The 14608-nt window shown below is 51.6% G+C and carries 16 protein-coding genes and 1 pseudogene; 8 read left to right on the plus strand and 9 right to left on the minus strand.

Features of this window, described 5'->3' with window-relative positions; genetic code table 11:
- The first annotated feature begins 31 nt into the window (after positions 1–31).
- Positions 32–436, plus strand: a complete 405-nt coding sequence (locus ACO0LI_RS23350; RefSeq protein ID WP_423035616.1) for a hypothetical protein — start codon at positions 32–34, stop codon at positions 434–436.
- A 67-nt stretch (positions 437–503) separates the two neighbouring features.
- Here the strand turns inward: ACO0LI_RS23350 and ACO0LI_RS23355 are convergent.
- A pseudogene (locus ACO0LI_RS23355) lies at positions 504–851 on the minus strand (phage tail protein); the annotation flags it as partial.
- Between the two features lie 30 nt (positions 852–881).
- Entirely contained in the window at positions 882–1778 is an 897-nt protein-coding gene (locus ACO0LI_RS23360) for a LysR family transcriptional regulator (protein WP_423035618.1), read from the minus strand.
- A 129-nt stretch (positions 1779–1907) separates the two neighbouring features.
- Here ACO0LI_RS23360 and ACO0LI_RS23365 point away from each other — a divergent pair, with 129 nt between their 5' ends.
- The 3 genes from ACO0LI_RS23365 (at position 1908) to ACO0LI_RS23375 (ending at position 3941) form a co-directional block, all read left to right on the plus strand.
- The gene (locus ACO0LI_RS23365; protein WP_423035620.1) at positions 1908–2918 is read left to right on the plus strand and encodes a zinc-binding alcohol dehydrogenase family protein; all 1011 of its coding nucleotides are present in this window, start codon (positions 1908–1910) and stop codon (positions 2916–2918) included.
- A 48-nt stretch (positions 2919–2966) separates the two neighbouring features.
- On the plus strand, positions 2967–3395 hold the full coding sequence (locus ACO0LI_RS23370; RefSeq protein WP_423035694.1) for a GlcG/HbpS family heme-binding protein: 429 nt from the start codon (positions 2967–2969) through the stop codon (positions 3393–3395).
- A gap of 69 nt (positions 3396–3464) precedes the next feature.
- On the plus strand, positions 3465–3941 hold the full coding sequence (locus ACO0LI_RS23375; RefSeq protein ID WP_423035622.1) for a YybH family protein: 477 nt from the start codon (positions 3465–3467) through the stop codon (positions 3939–3941).
- Between the two features lie 6 nt (positions 3942–3947).
- Here the strand turns inward: ACO0LI_RS23375 and ACO0LI_RS23380 are convergent, their stop codons facing one another.
- Complete coding sequence (locus tag ACO0LI_RS23380; protein ID WP_423035624.1) at positions 3948–4820, minus strand: LysR substrate-binding domain-containing protein; 873 nt, start codon at positions 4818–4820, stop codon at positions 3948–3950.
- 117 nt (positions 4821–4937) lie between these two features.
- On the opposite strand from ACO0LI_RS23380, the gene ACO0LI_RS23385 reads away from it, so the two are divergent.
- On the plus strand, positions 4938–5651 hold the full coding sequence (locus ACO0LI_RS23385; protein WP_423035626.1) for a glutathione binding-like protein: 714 nt from the start codon (positions 4938–4940) through the stop codon (positions 5649–5651).
- Between the two features lie 151 nt (positions 5652–5802).
- Entirely contained in the window at positions 5803–6231 is a 429-nt protein-coding gene (locus ACO0LI_RS23390; protein ID WP_423035696.1) for a GlcG/HbpS family heme-binding protein, read from the plus strand.
- A 40-nt stretch (positions 6232–6271) separates the two neighbouring features.
- Here the strand turns inward: ACO0LI_RS23390 and ACO0LI_RS23395 are convergent, their stop codons facing one another.
- From ACO0LI_RS23395 to ACO0LI_RS23405, 3 genes are all read right to left on the minus strand, one after another.
- Complete coding sequence (locus ACO0LI_RS23395; RefSeq protein ID WP_423035628.1) at positions 6272–7135, minus strand: DUF2306 domain-containing protein; 864 nt, start codon at positions 7133–7135, stop codon at positions 6272–6274.
- A 132-nt stretch (positions 7136–7267) separates the two neighbouring features.
- A complete protein-coding gene (locus tag ACO0LI_RS23400) occupies positions 7268–8050 on the minus strand; it encodes a LytR/AlgR family response regulator transcription factor (RefSeq protein ID WP_423035630.1) in 783 nt (260 codons plus the stop codon).
- Entirely contained in the window at positions 8047–9120 is a 1074-nt protein-coding gene (locus ACO0LI_RS23405) for a sensor histidine kinase (RefSeq protein WP_423035632.1), read from the minus strand. The genes ACO0LI_RS23400 and ACO0LI_RS23405 overlap by 4 nt, the downstream gene beginning before the upstream one ends.
- A gap of 239 nt (positions 9121–9359) precedes the next feature.
- Between ACO0LI_RS23405 and ACO0LI_RS23410 the strand changes: the two genes are divergently transcribed.
- Positions 9360–10091: a substrate-binding periplasmic protein gene (locus ACO0LI_RS23410; RefSeq protein ID WP_423035634.1), complete on the plus strand. Its 732-nt coding sequence runs from the start codon at positions 9360–9362 to the stop codon at positions 10089–10091.
- Between the two features lie 27 nt (positions 10092–10118).
- Here ACO0LI_RS23410 and ACO0LI_RS23415 read toward each other — a convergent pair whose 3' ends face one another.
- Both ACO0LI_RS23415 and ACO0LI_RS23420 read right to left on the minus strand, forming a co-directional pair.
- Positions 10119–10535, minus strand: a complete 417-nt coding sequence (locus ACO0LI_RS23415; protein WP_423035636.1) for a cupin domain-containing protein — start codon at positions 10533–10535, stop codon at positions 10119–10121.
- Positions 10536–10727: 192 nt separating this feature from the next.
- Positions 10728–12050 carry an MFS transporter gene (locus ACO0LI_RS23420; protein WP_423035638.1) on the minus strand — a complete coding sequence of 441 codons (1323 nt, stop codon included), beginning with the start codon at positions 12048–12050 and terminating at the stop codon, positions 10728–10730.
- Positions 12051–12457: 407 nt separating this feature from the next.
- Here ACO0LI_RS23420 and ACO0LI_RS23425 point away from each other — a divergent pair, with 407 nt between their 5' ends.
- Positions 12458–13531: an acyltransferase family protein gene (locus ACO0LI_RS23425; protein WP_423035640.1), complete on the plus strand. Its 1074-nt coding sequence runs from the start codon at positions 12458–12460 to the stop codon at positions 13529–13531.
- Positions 13532–13555: 24 nt separating this feature from the next.
- Here ACO0LI_RS23425 and ACO0LI_RS23430 read toward each other — a convergent pair whose 3' ends face one another.
- Positions 13556–14392: an HDOD domain-containing protein gene (locus tag ACO0LI_RS23430; protein ID WP_422953322.1), complete on the minus strand. Its 837-nt coding sequence runs from the start codon at positions 14390–14392 to the stop codon at positions 13556–13558.
- Between the last annotated feature and the right edge of the window lie 216 nt (positions 14393–14608).

Consider the following 14608-nt stretch of genomic DNA (forward strand, 5'->3'; position numbering starts at 1 on the left):
TCGTTGCGGCTAGCCCTTATAGGTGTTTAATTTGATAATAGGCGATGAAAAAAAATCTTCGGAAATTGTCAGACCAGAAAAAGAAGTTTTGCTGGAAGGTACTTTTGTTGGATTTGGTTGGCGGGATCTGAAACCTTTTTTAATTGAAGGCGGGAAGGATGTTGAAGAAATATTGCTGTTTAGTCGTGATGAACATATGGACGAACACTTTCGCCAAATCGGAGGGAAAGTCTTCAAAATTATTGATGATAACTTTGTGACAGTTCTAGAAGGTAGTTTAGGTTCATTGTGTGGCAACTGTTATTCCTATGTGAATAAGGCACAGTTAAAGGGTTTAGTTCGCCAGAATCCAGATCAAACTGAATTTATTTTGACAGAAATATCCATGGCAAGAATTGTGGAGGATGATGGACGCGTGCACGATCTTGCGCTATAAGTTTTAGCTTCGAATGAAACTCAGGATTATTCCAGAGTTGTCTCTTTATCTGTTTGACTGAAACCTATCAAGCGGCGCTCTGTATAGTGAGCTGCTTGCCTGTTTGCTGGACGATGACGCGCTCTGTGATGTCGAGGTCAATGCTGATGTCGACGCTGTTGTTGTTGAAATCGACTTCAAAGCGCATGGATTTGGCTTTGTCGTCGTTGCTGAGCAGGTCTGCCTGGTGGGCCGTTACCCAGTCGAGCAGGGGGTCCATGAGGGCATCTTCCTCGCCGCTAAAGTCAGTGACGATGATGTTGAGGATATAGGCGTATTCAAACGAGCGGGAAGCGGTGCGGATGGTGTGCAGGCTGCCTTTGTCTGCGAAGGCGAGGAGTTTGTCTGGGTTGCGCTTTAAGTTGGGGATAGCGGCGGTTAAATGGGTTTGTCACAACAGCTTGTTTCACAACGCCGCAAACTTCCCCGCCAAAAACTCCACCAGCGCCCTTACCCGGTTAGGTATGAAACGCCCACTGGGCAGCAGTGCATGCAGCGGATAAGCCTCAGTCTCCCAGTCCGTCAGCAGCGCTACCAAACTGCCATTTTCCAGCTCCTGCCTGACATCGATCAATGATTTAAAAATGATGCCTGCGCCTGCTATCGCCCACATGCGGGCCAGTGAGGCGTCGTCGGCACTGCGGTCGCCTTTTACTCTGACCTCTTTCCATTTGCCGTTTTGTCCAAAGCGCCAGGTCTTGTGCAGGCGGCTGCTGCGTTCGAATAGCAGGCAATTGTGGTGGGCCAGGTCTTGCGGTGTTTGCGGGGCAGGGTGGCGGGCCAGGTAGCTGGGGGCGGCGCAAAGTATCGGGCGGCTTTGTGCCAGTACCCTGGCGACCAGGCGTGAGTCTGTCAGGGTGCCATACCTTATTGCCACATCCACCTCATCGCGCACTACGTCGAGTGGTCTGTCACCGACATTCAGCGCCAGTTGCACACCGGGATGCAGGGCCAAAAATTCATCCAGCCAGGGTAGCAGGGTGGTGCGGGTCAGGTCGGACGGGGCGGCGACGCGTATCGTGCCGACCAGTGCGGTGCGGGCTTCTGATACCTGGGATTCGCCTTCATCGAGCAAATCAAATGCCCTTTGCGCATAGTCGAGCAGGATTTGCCCTTGGGCGGTGATACGCAGGGCGCGGGTCGATCGTTCGAACAGTCGGGTGCCTAGCTGGGTTTCCAGTCGCTTGAGGGTGGCACTGGCGGCTGCGGGTGTCATGCCCAGCACGCTGGCCGCGCCTGAGAGTGAGCCGCAGCGTGCGGTTTGCACGAGTACATGCAGGTCGCTGAGATTTTCAATTTTCATTTGAAAGTGATAGTTATTTATCGGTCTTATCAATTCATGCTTCAGATTCTACAATGCCTGCACTGATCTGGAAATGTTTCTGGACACCATACCGATACCTAACATATTCAACATACTCAAGGACTCAACATGAAAGCCATTGCCTACCGCCATTCTTTACCTATCGATAACACTGCATCTCTGGAAGATGTGGAATTGCCAAAACCGGCGCTGGAAGCGCGTGACCTGCTGGTGCGCGTAAATGCCATCTCCGTCAACCCTGTCGATACCAAGGTCAGGCTGGGTCGTGCACCTGCTGAAGGCCAGTTGAATGTGCTGGGCTGGGATGCGGTTGGCATCGTTGAAGAAGTTGGTGCTGCAGTCAGTAACTTCAAAGCGGGCGACCGCGTTTATTATGCTGGCGCGATAGACCGCGCCGGCGCAAACAGTGAATTGCATGCGGTGGATGAGCGCATCGTCGCCAAGGCACCCTCTACGCTGGATGATGCACAGGCTGCCGCCTTGCCACTGACGACGATTACTGCCTACGAATTGCTTTTTGAACGCCTGGGTGTCGCCAAGAACGGTGGCGCCGGCCAGACCTTGCTAGTGATAGGTGGTGCCGGTGGTGTTGGTTCCATCCTCATACAACTGGCACGCCAGCTGACGCAATTGCGTGTGATTGCCACAGCTTCACGTGCCGAGACACGTCAGTGGTGCCTGGATCTGGGCGCACATGCAGTGATTGATCACTCTAAACCCCTGAGCGCTGAATTGAAAGCCATAGGCATCAATGAAGTCGATATCGTCGCTGGCCTGACGCAGACAGCGCAGCACTATGCAGAAATCATTGCCAGCCTGAAGCCACAAGGCAAGCTGGCCGTGATTGACGACATGGTAGCGCTGGACTTGATGCAGTTGAAAGGCAAATCCATCTCCCTGCACTGGGAAATGATGTTCACCCGCTCAATGTTCAAGACCGTCGATATGGATGAGCAAGGCAAGTTGCTGGCAGAAGTTGCCGCACTGGTGGATGCAGGTAAAGTGCGCACAACTGTGAATGCGAATTTTGGCAAGATCAATGCGGCAAACTTGCGCAAGGCGCACGCGCTGATAGAAAGCGGCAAGGCGCAAGGCAAGGTTGTTCTGCAAGGCTTTTAATTTAATCTCACCAAAATTTACCAGAAAGTTTTTATGCAAACTACGAACATCAATAAATCATTTACGGCTGCCAGCATCACCCGCGATGCTGCGCATGCCCTGATCACCGCAGCCAGTGCTGCCGCCCGCGATATCGGCATCGATGTCACGATAGCCGTTACCGACAATGCCGGTCATTTGAAAGCATTTGAACGTGCAGACAGCGCAGCATTTTTGACGGTAGATGTGGCAATCGACAAAGCCTGGACGGCAGCCTCGTTTGGCCTGCCTACCCATACCTGGACAGCAATCATCAGCAATGACGTGGTAGCCCAACTTGCCCACAGGCCGCGCCTGGTGGCAGTTGGTGGTGGTTGCCCGATTATTGAAAATGGCAAAGTCATAGGCGGTATAGGTATATCTGGCGGTAATGCACTGCAAGACCAGCAGGCGGCAGAAATTGCATTGGCTGCACTGGGTTTTGACGTGAAGGCGTAAGTCAAACCATCTGCGTTGAGAAAATGCATGCATGCCATGCATTTTCTCTTTTTAAGGAAATCAATCACCATGAAATCTGGTGTTATTCGTTTGCTGCCAGTAAAGCCTGGCGCAGTTATTTTTTTGGCCTTGTCAATATTCATGTACATGGCACATGCAGGCAAACTCAATGAGATGGATGCGGTCAAAGCCGCGTCCGTCGATTTTTTTGCCAGCATCAGTAGCCGAAATCTCACATCAGTGACAAGCTATCTGGGTTCTGAAGGGTTTACTGAGTTCATTCCTGAATCAGATAAACTCTTGCAACTGAATGCTGGTGCATTTTCTGCTTTATTCAAATCAGGCGCGCAAATTGATGTACGTCTCACCGACATTCAGGTCAGGACCAATGGAGACACGGCGATAGTCACCGGCACCCGTGTCGGTGCAATCACCAAACCAGGAGTAACACCAGTTGAAGGAAAATCACTGGTTACGATGATATGGTTCCGGCACGACAGCGGCTGGCAGCTTGAACATATTCACCTGTCAGCACTACAGAAATGACTTTACCTATCTGAGCGCGTCAACAAGAAAATCCACCAGACTGGTGAGCTTGCGTCGGGGGTAGGGATCTTGCAGATAGATCAGATGTACCTGAAGCGGCGGTGGCAGGAAATCAGTCAGGACGGAAACCAGTTGCCCGTTCTGAATGGATTCTTCCAGCAATGCTTCTGGTTGCATGATCAGGCCGACACCACTGATGGCGGCGGCGCGCAAGGCATAGCCGTCATTTGAAGAAAACACATGCCGGGTGGGCCAGCTTAATTCTGCCCCGTCATCTTGTTGCCATACTGGTTGCCATAACTGATGTGCAAGGCAACGGTGCTTGTCGAGATCGGACCATTTTCTGGGCACGCCTTCGCGCTGCAAATAAGCAGGTGAGCCGCAAATCAGGTTGCGGTAAGGGCGCAGCGGGCGTGCGACCAGGCCAGAATCTGGCAAGACACCCACACGTATGGCCAGGTCGAACCCTTCATCGATCAAATCTACTTTGGCATTGCTCAGCACCAGTTCGATTTCTACCGTTGGAAAACGATGAAAATAGCTTGCCAGCAGCGGTGCAATGACGCAGCTACCCATGGATACCGGGGCGCTGATACGCAGTTTTCCGCCAAGCCCGGTTTCCAGTTCAAGGACTGCGTCTTGCGCTTCGTTGATGTCGTTGAGTATCGTTTTGGCACGGCGATAGTAGACGGCACCCGCATCAGTCAGGCTTTGGTGGCGCGTATTGCGCTTTAGCAGGCGCGATCCCAGCAATTCTTCCAATTGGCGAATCTGCTTGCCAACCATGACGGAGGTTATGTCGAGTTTGACAGCGGCCAGCGTGAAGTTGCCTGTTTCGACCACGGTGACAAACACTTCCATGCATTTCAATTTATCCATTGCTAACCATTAGTTAGAACACTACTTCCCGCTGCCTGCTTCACCGGCAGTTGTCATCCATGGACAATGTGAAGCCTTGAGACAAGTTGCAAGTACATTCATTTGTGGAGATCAAACATGACAAAGCTTTCAGAATTTTATATCACCAAAAAGTGGTATCCAGCCCATGTGGACAGGATACAGCTTTATTCCCTGGCTACGCCAAATGGCGTCAAGGTTTCCATCATGCTTGAAGAGACAGGCCTGGCCTACGATGCCCATCGCGTTACGCTGGACCAGGACGGGGTATGGTCGCCGCATTTTCTGTCGGTCAATCCCAACAACAAGATCCCGGCCATTATAGACCCAGCTGGTCCGGATGGAAATTCACTGGCATTGTTCGAATCGGGGGCGATCTTGCTGTACCTGGCCGAAAAAACCGGACAGCTTTTGCCCACATCTGCAGCAGCGCGCTATGAAACCATACAGTGGCTGATGTTCCAGATGGCAGGTATAGGGCCGATGTTTGGTCAGCTTGGTTTCTTCCATCGCTTTGCAGGAAGGGAATATGAAGATAAACGACCGCTGACACGCTACGTCACAGAAACAAAGAGATTGATGGCAGTGCTGGAAAAAAGGCTGACTGGCCGTGCCTGGATCATGGGTGATGACTATACGATTGCCGATATCGCGATTTTCCCGTGGGTGCGCATATTGAGCGGTTTTTTTGAAGCTGGTGAATTGATTGGTATCGACAATTATCCCCATGTTGCACGGGTACTGGCGAATTTTATGCAAAGGCCTGCGGTAATAAAAGGCTTGGAGGTACCTGTTACGCAACGACCTGCTTGATCTGATTTGTACGAATGATCTGAATGATTCGTGTGATCAGAATCAGGCACTATTCCTGGCCGTAATGTTTTCATGGCATGCAGATGCCGGGCCAGGCTTTTTTCTAATTTTGTAAAAACTTATTTTGTAAGAACCTATGCAAACAACACAAATCAGCCGGTCATTTCCCGCCGCCAGTATTACTGCCAGTGCCGCAACAGCCTTGATCGCCGCAGCCAGTGCAGCTGCGCGTGATCTTGGTATCGCAGTGACAATCGCTGTCAATGACAATGCCGGGCATCTGAAAGCCTTTGAACGCGCTGACAGCGCAGCTTTACTGACGGTGGATGTGGCCATAGACAAGGCCTGGACAGCAGCATCCTTCGGTTTGCCTACACATACCTGGACCGCAATCATCAGCAATGATGTCGTGGCCCAGCTCGCTCATAGGCCGCGCCTGGTTGCTGTTGGTGGCGGTTGCCCCATTATAGACAATGGCAAAGTGATCGGTGGTATAGGCATATCCGGCGGGAATGCGCTGCAAGATCAGCAGGTCGCTGAAATTGCCTTGCGGGCACTGGGTTTTGAGATAAAAGCCTGAGACAGGCTCGTCCATGTGCCGGGCCGATCCGTGGCAAGTGTCAAAGATGCGGCCGCCACATACCCATGAAAGCGACGGCAATGCCTATGCCGCTTGCCACACTCAGCACCAGCAATCCGCCTGCCATGCTGTAGCGAGCAAGGGTGCTCTTGCTGTCCTGGGTGCGCAGGTACAGTTCCAGCACCAGCAGGGGGATCAGTGAATTCGCAAACGACAGGAAACTCAGGAAAGGTCCCTCAAAAGTCTTGGGATTAAAGCCTGCCGGGCCATGATTAATGGCTATCCAAAACATCAAACCTATGCGGAAGAACCAGACACCGTTCGCCAGCAGGAACAGACGCAGTGCCCAGCGGTGGTGCAGGGCAAACTGACGGGCGAGAGCATGGTGCAAGACCATGGCTGAGCAGACCAGGATTAATACTGCATTAAGGCTGACACCCAGATGCTGGGTAAAGTCACCAACACCATCGCGTAACCAGACCATGTACAAACCAGTCGTGGCGGCAATGACCAGGCTGGACAGATAAATGCGCCCGTTCCAGCGATGGAATTTTGGTGCCCGTGCGCGGATTTGCGGAATCATCTGGAGTATGCCGGCCAGGGTAATACTGGCCGCCAGAAAGATGTGCGTGATGATGGCGAAATTGCCTGCACTGTCGCCCTTGATATAGCCGTGTGGGAGTACTTTGCTCCATGCAGCAAGATCGCCTTTCATCGCTGACAGAACGTAAAAACCCAGGATGTAATAGACGAATAATAGCTGGCCTATGATGGCGACTGAAAACCACAATCCTGCGGCATATTTCAGGCTGGCACGAGAGAATTTTTCATTGCCATATTTTTTTGCCTGAGGTGTGGCCTGTCCAGAATATATATTCGTTTCATAAGCAGTGTCTTGCGTCATTTGAAAACTCCCTTTTTTAATGTGAATTAGTCGCGTCTGATCCTGCCGAACAGGCGTAAGTGTGCGTGCAACGCGTGCCTGCAAAGGCGGTTTTGCTTTTAAGGTTTGTTGCTGGAGAAAATCAGTGCGGTGCTACATCTGCCTGAAAAGATGCAGGTAGCTGCGGCTGACTGGCAATACATCGGGGCGACCGCGTATATGCAGTTCGGCAGTTTCATTCATGCCGCGAGTGACTTCGCTGACATAGTGCAGGTTGACGATGACAGAGCGATGGGTTTGCGCAAAACGGTCGGGGTCGAGTTCATCGCTGAGTTCACGTATGCTTTTGCGTATCAGCGCATCGCCACCATCCCAGGCGACCAGGGTGTATTTGTCGTCAGAACGCAGGAAGGCGATTTGTTCTACGGGTATCAGGCGCACGCTATTGCCTACCGATGCTTTTATCCATTGCAGGTAGTTTGGTTTTTGACTGCGCTGGCGCATATCGCTGGCCATGCGGTCAAGCAGATCCTCATAGCTGGAGCTTGTATCTATTGTTTGTTTCAGGCGCTGTTGCAGGCGCGTGATGGTATCCGCCAGGCGCGCTTCTATGATGGGCTTGACGAGGTAATCAAGGGCACCTTGCTCAAACGCCTGTACAGCATATTGTTCATAGGCTGTAAAGAAGACGATATGCGCTCTGCGTGCGATAGACCTTGCGGCCTCTATGCCATTTAAGCCTGGCATGTGCACATCCAGAAAGACGATGTCGGGCTGATGGATGTCAAACATCTCCACCGCTTCGCGGCCATTGCGGGCTTCATCGACGATATGCAATTCCGGCCACAGGCGTGCCAGGTTGGTGCGCAGATGTTCCCTCAACAAAGGTTCGTCATCGGCGATCAGCGCAGTGACCTGTTTGCTCATTGCGTTCATGCCTTCGCCCCCGGATGAAAAATTAATTCAACCCGCAAACCATGCGGTGTTTGCTCATGCAAATCGACACGCGTATCTTTGCCAAAGCATGCTTGCAGCCGCGCTTTCACATTTGCCAGGCCAGTACCTGGTACGGCAGTTTCTGCCATGCCTATGCCGGTATCGGCTACCCAAAGCGTGACTGTGTTGTTTGCGTCCTGCTTGCCGCCGATTTCTATACGACCACCTTCTGTGCTGGGGTCTATGCCGTGGCGTACGGCATTTTCTACCAGGGTCAGCAAGGACATTGCCGGAAAACGTAAATCCTTGAGTTCAGGTGTGAGACTCAGCTCAAATTGCAAACGGTCAGGCATGCGCATGTGCATGATTTCCAGATAGGCACTGACTAATTGCATTTCGTTTTCCAGCGTTGCCTCCGCATCATTCAGGCGCGGCATCGCGGCGCGCAGATAGGCAATCAGGTGACGCAGGACCGGTGCTGCATTCTCTGAACCAGCTTCCACCAGTGCTTGCACATTTGCCAGGGTATTAAACAGGAAATGCGGCTCTATCTGTGCCTGCAATAAACGCAGGCGGGCATCCAGCACTTCGCGTTCCAGGGCGCTCTTTTCCAGTTCCAGTTGCAGGCGGTCGGCACGTTCACGTTGTTTGTCTTCGCGCTTGATGGCCGCCACTGCGACAAGGGGCCCAAAAAACAGCGCAAAAATCGTGCTGGTGGCAAAACCGGACAAAAGATTATTCGCCTTGATGAAGTTCATGAAACCGCCGGCTATCGCCACATACGCAGCCAGGCTGGCAAAGGGTGCCAGCAGACAGACTGCGGCTACCCGCACCAGCCAGTGTGGTATCCAGCGTGGCAGCCACAGCAAACGCCAGGTGCCGGAGATTGTGAACGCCAGCAGCATGACCATGGCGATGAAGGTCGTGCGCCTGAGCACCAGCCAGAAAGGTGACTGGAAGATCGGTGTGGTCACCCAGGCGATCAGCAGGCTGATGATAAGCACAACGACAATTTGTCGCAGTCTTGGCAGTGCTGGCCATCTTGGTGTCGTTGTAGTCGCGGTATTCATGAAGCTAAGATAGCTGCAACTGATATTTTCGACAAGCAGGCCAGTCCTGATATGCGACCAGTGACGGTTTTCAGGGCTTGAATGACGGCAGTGCAGGTGTATGCCATTGCCAGGGCTTAACCATAATTTGCAAATATGAACCACTTGCAGAAAGTATCCTTCCCTTTTTAACGTAAACTGCGTGGTATCAGCGATAGTGTGATCTGGCCGCCCTAAACTAGTTCAGAAATGAGAATGCAATGATGAAGAAATGGATGTTTGCAGCGACGGTGCTTGTTGCATCGCCAGCAATGGCAGACACTTTTCGCATTGCTTATTATGAAGGCGGCGATGCGCCCTTTGTCATGCTGGACAAGGGTGGCCCCAGAGGTATATTCCCGGATTTGATGGCAGCAATTGTCAAACTCAGTGGCGACAAACTGGAGCAGCGCTACCTGCCCATGCGCCGCCTGCTCAAATCATTTGAAGACGGGCAACTTGATATGGAAGTCGGGGCAAATCCAAAATGGCGCACAAGTTCGCCCGTGCCTGGTGTGTATAGCATCGCCTTTGGCTTGCCCAAGGCTGTTCTCTGTTTTCGCCCTGGTGAGACACCAAAAGAGCAGGCAGTCAGCGATTTTTATGGGCAAAAAGTGGGAGTGATTTCGGGTTATTCGTATCCTGAATTTGATGCAGCCTTTGCCAGTGGCAAGATACAGAGGGAGGATATTTTTAATTCTCCTAATCTCTTGCTCACCTTAAGGGCGAAGCGCTTTGACCAGATTATCATCAGCAACTATGTACGGCAATACTGGACCAAGGTCGATGCGCAGCGCTATGCCTGCGATGAAGGCCGCATGATAGATGAAAGCGAGATGATGCTGAGGCTGCATCCATCCAAAGCCGATGCCCTGTCGCGCCTGAATGCCGCTATCGCCACCCTGAAAAAGAGTGGCGAGCTCGATGCCATTTTCAAACGCTATACAAATTGATGCGCTTGGTCCGATTGACTGACCGAATTAAGGCGCTGGTGGCGATGCTGGTGAGGCCACTGGCTGGCCTTTTTCGACGACATATACGCCAACCAGTTTAACGGGGTCTTTGCCATGGTTTTTTGCACTATGGACGACGCCGGCAGGTATGACAAATCCTTCCCCCGGTTTTATTTTACGTGGTGCTTGATTGGCGAGCAGTAATTCCAATTCGCCATGCATGACATAGCTGATTTCATCACCAGGATGGGTATGCCAATCGACCTTGCCACCTCCAGCTACATCAATACGAAAGATGTAATCTTCCTTTCCGGGAATCGACGAATCGGCCTGTATCACGGGGGTGCGGGTAACACCTGAATTTTGTGCCAGCAGATTAGTGCTGATCAGCAATAAACCGACGGCAGTTAATTGGCGCAAGATGTTGGTTTTGGTCGAATGCAAGATAGATCTCCCGGTTGAATAGTCATGCGCTGTTGTACATGTTTGCGCATGATTATAATTACAATCCTTTTTGATAAGATAGTAAAGAGGAAATGAATTTGTCTTCGGCTGGTGTTGTTTCCAGAGAGGGGATGGCTTGCAGGTGTTGCGGAATGATGCGAACCGCTGTCCGCATCATTGATAGAAAGATGATCAGGCGTCGGCAGTTTTTGCCATGCCTTCTGACGCAGCCTTGCTGCTGCCTTCTTTGCCGCCAGCACTGTCACCAAAAGAGACAAAGCGTGTCATGACCAGTACAGGAATGGCGCTGAGCAGAACCCATAGGAAGAAGTTCTGATAACCCAGAGCGACCTGTATATCACCGCTGATGGTCTTGAAGAACACAAAGCCCAGCTGCATGACGCCCGTGCCCAGCGCATAGTGAGCTGTCTGGTATTTGCCAGGCGCAACCACCTGCATGATGAACAGGATCAGGCCGACGAAACCAAAGCCATAGCCAAACATTTCGAATGCCAGCGCTGCTGTGATGACGGTCATGCTTTCTGGCAGGCTGCTGCTGAGGAAGAAGAACGCCAGGTTTGGGGTATTCATCGCCAGTATCAACCATGGCAGGGCACGTTTCAAGCCCAGCCATGAGGCAAAGTAACCACCCAGTATGCTGCCACCCAGGAATGCGATCGTGCCAGCAATACCATAAGCAGTGCCGACCTGGTCAGTGGTCAGACCCAGGCCACCGAGGTTTTTGGCTTCGCGCAAGAACAAGGGGCCTATGGTTTGTATCTGACCTTCCGCCGCGCGGAACAGGATGATGAATACGATCGCCAGCCAGATACCGGGCTTTTTAAAGAATTCAACGATCACGTCTTGCAAGGTGACGAAGATGCTATGTACAGACTCCTTGCTTTCTGTATTTTTAGTGCCTGGCAGCGACCAGCTGTTATACAAACCCAGACCGAACAAGAGCACGCCCATGATGGCAAAAATGATCGTCCACGCTTGTGCCGGTGGCAGGCTTTTTTCCAGATAACCGGCCAGATACACCAAAGGCCCGAGGGTAATGAATTTTGCCGCATTAAAAAATGCGCCTTGCCAGCCAGCATAACTGGCTTGCTGGGTGTTGCTCAGGCTGGCCATGTACAAACCGTCGGCGGCAATATCATGGGTGGCAGAGGCAATGGCAACCACGCCAAGCAGGGCAATGCTGATCGCAAAATAAGCAGGCAGTTGCAGCGACAGTGCCAGCAAACCCAGCGACACACCACCCGTCAACTGGAACAGGACTACCAGCATTTTCTTGCTGCCAGCAGCTTCCAGGAAGGGACTCCATAAAGACTTGAACACCCAGGCCAGCCCGACCAGCCCTGTCCAGTGGGCGATCTGATCGTTCGGTACTCCCATACTTTTATACATCAGCCCGGCGATCAGGGCGACAGCATAAAACGGCAGGCCAGATGCCAGATACAGGCTGGGTACCCAGCGCATTGGCGGAGGAATCTTGGTGTTTTCTATGCTCATGTACTTGTCTCTGGTTACGTGTCTCTAGTTGAGGGTGTTCTTAAACCCGGTGCGTTTATATTATTTTTGTTTTTATCTGCCAGCAATGCAAACATACAAGCCGCAAAATTGCTGGTCAACTGGTTTTATATTTACAATGCCACTTAAGTGCCAGTAAGATGTGGCAAGGATGAAATTGACCTCAAATAATGCAGATGTTTGAGGAGATATTTCCGTATTTTTACTATGAAATGGTAAAAGCTTTTTCTATTTTTTTATAAGAGGCCAGATTAAATACCACTTTGTCAGATTTTAGCACTGGTATTAAGCCATCGCTTAGCCATTCTGAGATTTTTCTTGATGCCAGGTAAGCTTGCCTGGCTGAATTGGTATTTCTGTACTGGTCTCAGCACACCCGGAAGCTGGATATGCTTACAGTAAAACGTTTTGCAGCATTGGATGCGATGCGCGGCCTTACGGTTGCTGCCATGCTATTGGTAAACAATGCCGGTGACTGGTCGCATGTGTATCCCTGGCTGGAGCATGCGGCCTGGCATGGCTGTACACCTGCGGATTTTATCTTCCCGTTCTTCTTGTTCATCATGGGCGCGTCTTTAGCGATGTCTGTGGATGCGCAAATCAGTAAAGCTGGCAACATTGTTGATATACGCAAGAAAATACTCTGGCGCGGTTTGCGTCTGGTCATGCTCGGTATTGTTCTGCATCTCATTGCCTGGGCCTTGATAGACGGGCGTCAGTTCCGTTTGCTTGGAGTCTTGCAGCGCATCGGTATCTGTTATGCAGCAGTAGCTTGCCTGATTACCTATGTGCGGCAATTGTCCAGCCTGGCTTTGCTTTCCCTCGCGGCCATGCTCGCCTATTGGGCTTTGCTGGGCTGGGGCGGTTCGTATGAGCCACATCTGAACCTGGTCGATAAAATAGATACTGCCATGCTCGGCAAACTGGCGTATAGCTTTGATGCACAAACCGGTCTCGCGCAAGAGCCGGAAGGTTTGCTTTCTACAGTGATGGCAATGATGAGTGTCTTGACTGGCGTCTGGGCGGGCAGGGCAATGCGTGATACGCAGTTGATGCACATGCTCGCAGGTGCGGCTGGCTTGGTATTGCTGGCGCTGATCTGGTCAGTATATCTGCCTTTCAATAAACAACTGTGGACGCCATCTTTTGTGTGCTGGACCAGTGCCTGGGCGATCTTGCTGTTGCTGGGCATGCACATGCTGATAGACAGGCAGGGCTGGCCAGCGATTGGTAAAAGCCTGGGTGTGAATGCGGTAGCCGTTTATGCGGGCGCATGGCTGGCAACTTGTGTGCTGGCCTGGACTGGGTGGGCAAATGCGATCTACCAGCATGTATTTGTAGCTGTGCTGCAAAAGCAAACAGGCGAAGAATTTTCATCCTTCGCCTATGCAGCATGCTTTACTTTGGTATTTGCCGCCCTGGCATTTGTCATGAACAAAAAGGGCTGGCGGATTGTGATCTGAGGTTTTGCTTCTTTTGCTTCTTTATTACATCATCAGGGCAGTAGCCAGCGTATCTATCTGTTCTTCCTGCTCTTCCATGATGATCTGGAAGCTGCTGTCTTCAGTATCAAAATTCAGGCGACGGGCAAAGCGTTTGTTGTATTCCCTATCGACATCATGCAAAGGCGACAGCACCGGTGCGATGTCATTGGCCAGGATCAAGGTGTCCCCCAGGGACTCTGGCGGGAAGGCGCAAACGCCATGCCACATGGCTTCTACAGCCTGCATGACGCTGTCTGGTATGCCAAGCTGGCGCATGATGCCGCGGCCTATCATACGTTCGCCATATTCAATCCAGATTTCTGGTTCGCCATCAAGCAAGCCAGGGAATTCTTCTGCACGTGAGATCAGGTAAAAGCCACCGATTTCATGGACGATACCGGCAAACATGGCAGTTTCAGGATCAACCCTGGTGACCTGCTTGGCAATCACCTGCGCCAAGGAAGAGACATGGGCAGAGTGTTCCCACAATCTGTCGGCCTTGTGCTTTAAAACCGGGTCAGTGGTCTTGCTATTCAGTTGGCGCACGATGACGGCGGCCAGCATGGCTTTCAGGGTACGGAAACCGAGGCGGTTGACTGCCAGCCTGACGTGGGTGATTTCATTCGTGGTACGGCGATATGCTGCCGAATTGGCGATGGCAACTGTGCGGGCAGACAGCAGGGGGTCGGCCATAATGAGCTTTGCCGCTGCGTCCAGATGGCAATCGGGATCGTCCAGGGTGCGTTGTAGTCTTAGCGAAGCTTCCACATTGGTAGGGAAGACGATGTCCCCACGATTAACCTCTGCGGCTATGCTTTTAAAAATTTCCAACCTGTCCATGACTTTCTCCCGGTAAACATCTGGCGATTCCTCCACTCATAGGCAATTGCTACATGAGTTTGCATGCTGCGGTTTGCGCAGAATGCTAAAAGTTGCCTTGAGGAATGATCGACTGTCTGTATGATAGTCAATAAATTCTCAAAAGCAACTTCTAATTTAACTTTATTTTGCAATCATCCAACGCCTGTCGATAGCATACGCGCTCACGGGAATCAT

The organism is Undibacterium sp. Tian12W, from assembly GCF_049339405.1.
In the GTDB taxonomy this organism is placed as follows: domain Bacteria; phylum Pseudomonadota; class Gammaproteobacteria; order Burkholderiales; family Burkholderiaceae_D; genus Undibacterium.

What these genes read in the sequence shown, in the direction of transcription:
- ACO0LI_RS23360 (WP_423035618.1), bottom strand. Translation starts at nt 1,778, where the DNA reads ATGAAAATTGAAAATCTCAGCGACCTGCATGTACTCGTGCAAACCGCA.
- ACO0LI_RS23365 (WP_423035620.1), top strand. Translation starts at nt 1,908, where the DNA reads ATGAAAGCCATTGCCTACCGCCATTCTTTACCTATCGATAACACTGCA.
- ACO0LI_RS23375 (WP_423035622.1), top strand. Translation starts at nt 3,465, where the DNA reads ATGAAATCTGGTGTTATTCGTTTGCTGCCAGTAAAGCCTGGCGCAGTT.
- ACO0LI_RS23380 (WP_423035624.1), bottom strand. Translation starts at nt 4,820, where the DNA reads ATGGATAAATTGAAATGCATGGAAGTGTTTGTCACCGTGGTCGAAACA.
- ACO0LI_RS23385 (WP_423035626.1), top strand. Translation starts at nt 4,938, where the DNA reads ATGACAAAGCTTTCAGAATTTTATATCACCAAAAAGTGGTATCCAGCC.
- ACO0LI_RS23395 (WP_423035628.1), bottom strand. Translation starts at nt 7,135, where the DNA reads ATGACGCAAGACACTGCTTATGAAACGAATATATATTCTGGACAGGCC.
- ACO0LI_RS23400 (WP_423035630.1), bottom strand. Translation starts at nt 8,050, where the DNA reads ATGAACGCAATGAGCAAACAGGTCACTGCGCTGATCGCCGATGACGAA.
- ACO0LI_RS23405 (WP_423035632.1), bottom strand. Translation starts at nt 9,120, where the DNA reads ATGAATACCGCGACTACAACGACACCAAGATGGCCAGCACTGCCAAGA.
- ACO0LI_RS23410 (WP_423035634.1), top strand. Translation starts at nt 9,360, where the DNA reads ATGATGAAGAAATGGATGTTTGCAGCGACGGTGCTTGTTGCATCGCCA.
- ACO0LI_RS23420 (WP_423035638.1), bottom strand. Translation starts at nt 12,050, where the DNA reads ATGAGCATAGAAAACACCAAGATTCCTCCGCCAATGCGCTGGGTACCC.
- ACO0LI_RS23425 (WP_423035640.1), top strand. Translation starts at nt 12,458, where the DNA reads ATGCTTACAGTAAAACGTTTTGCAGCATTGGATGCGATGCGCGGCCTT.
- ACO0LI_RS23430 (WP_422953322.1), bottom strand. Translation starts at nt 14,392, where the DNA reads ATGGACAGGTTGGAAATTTTTAAAAGCATAGCCGCAGAGGTTAATCGT.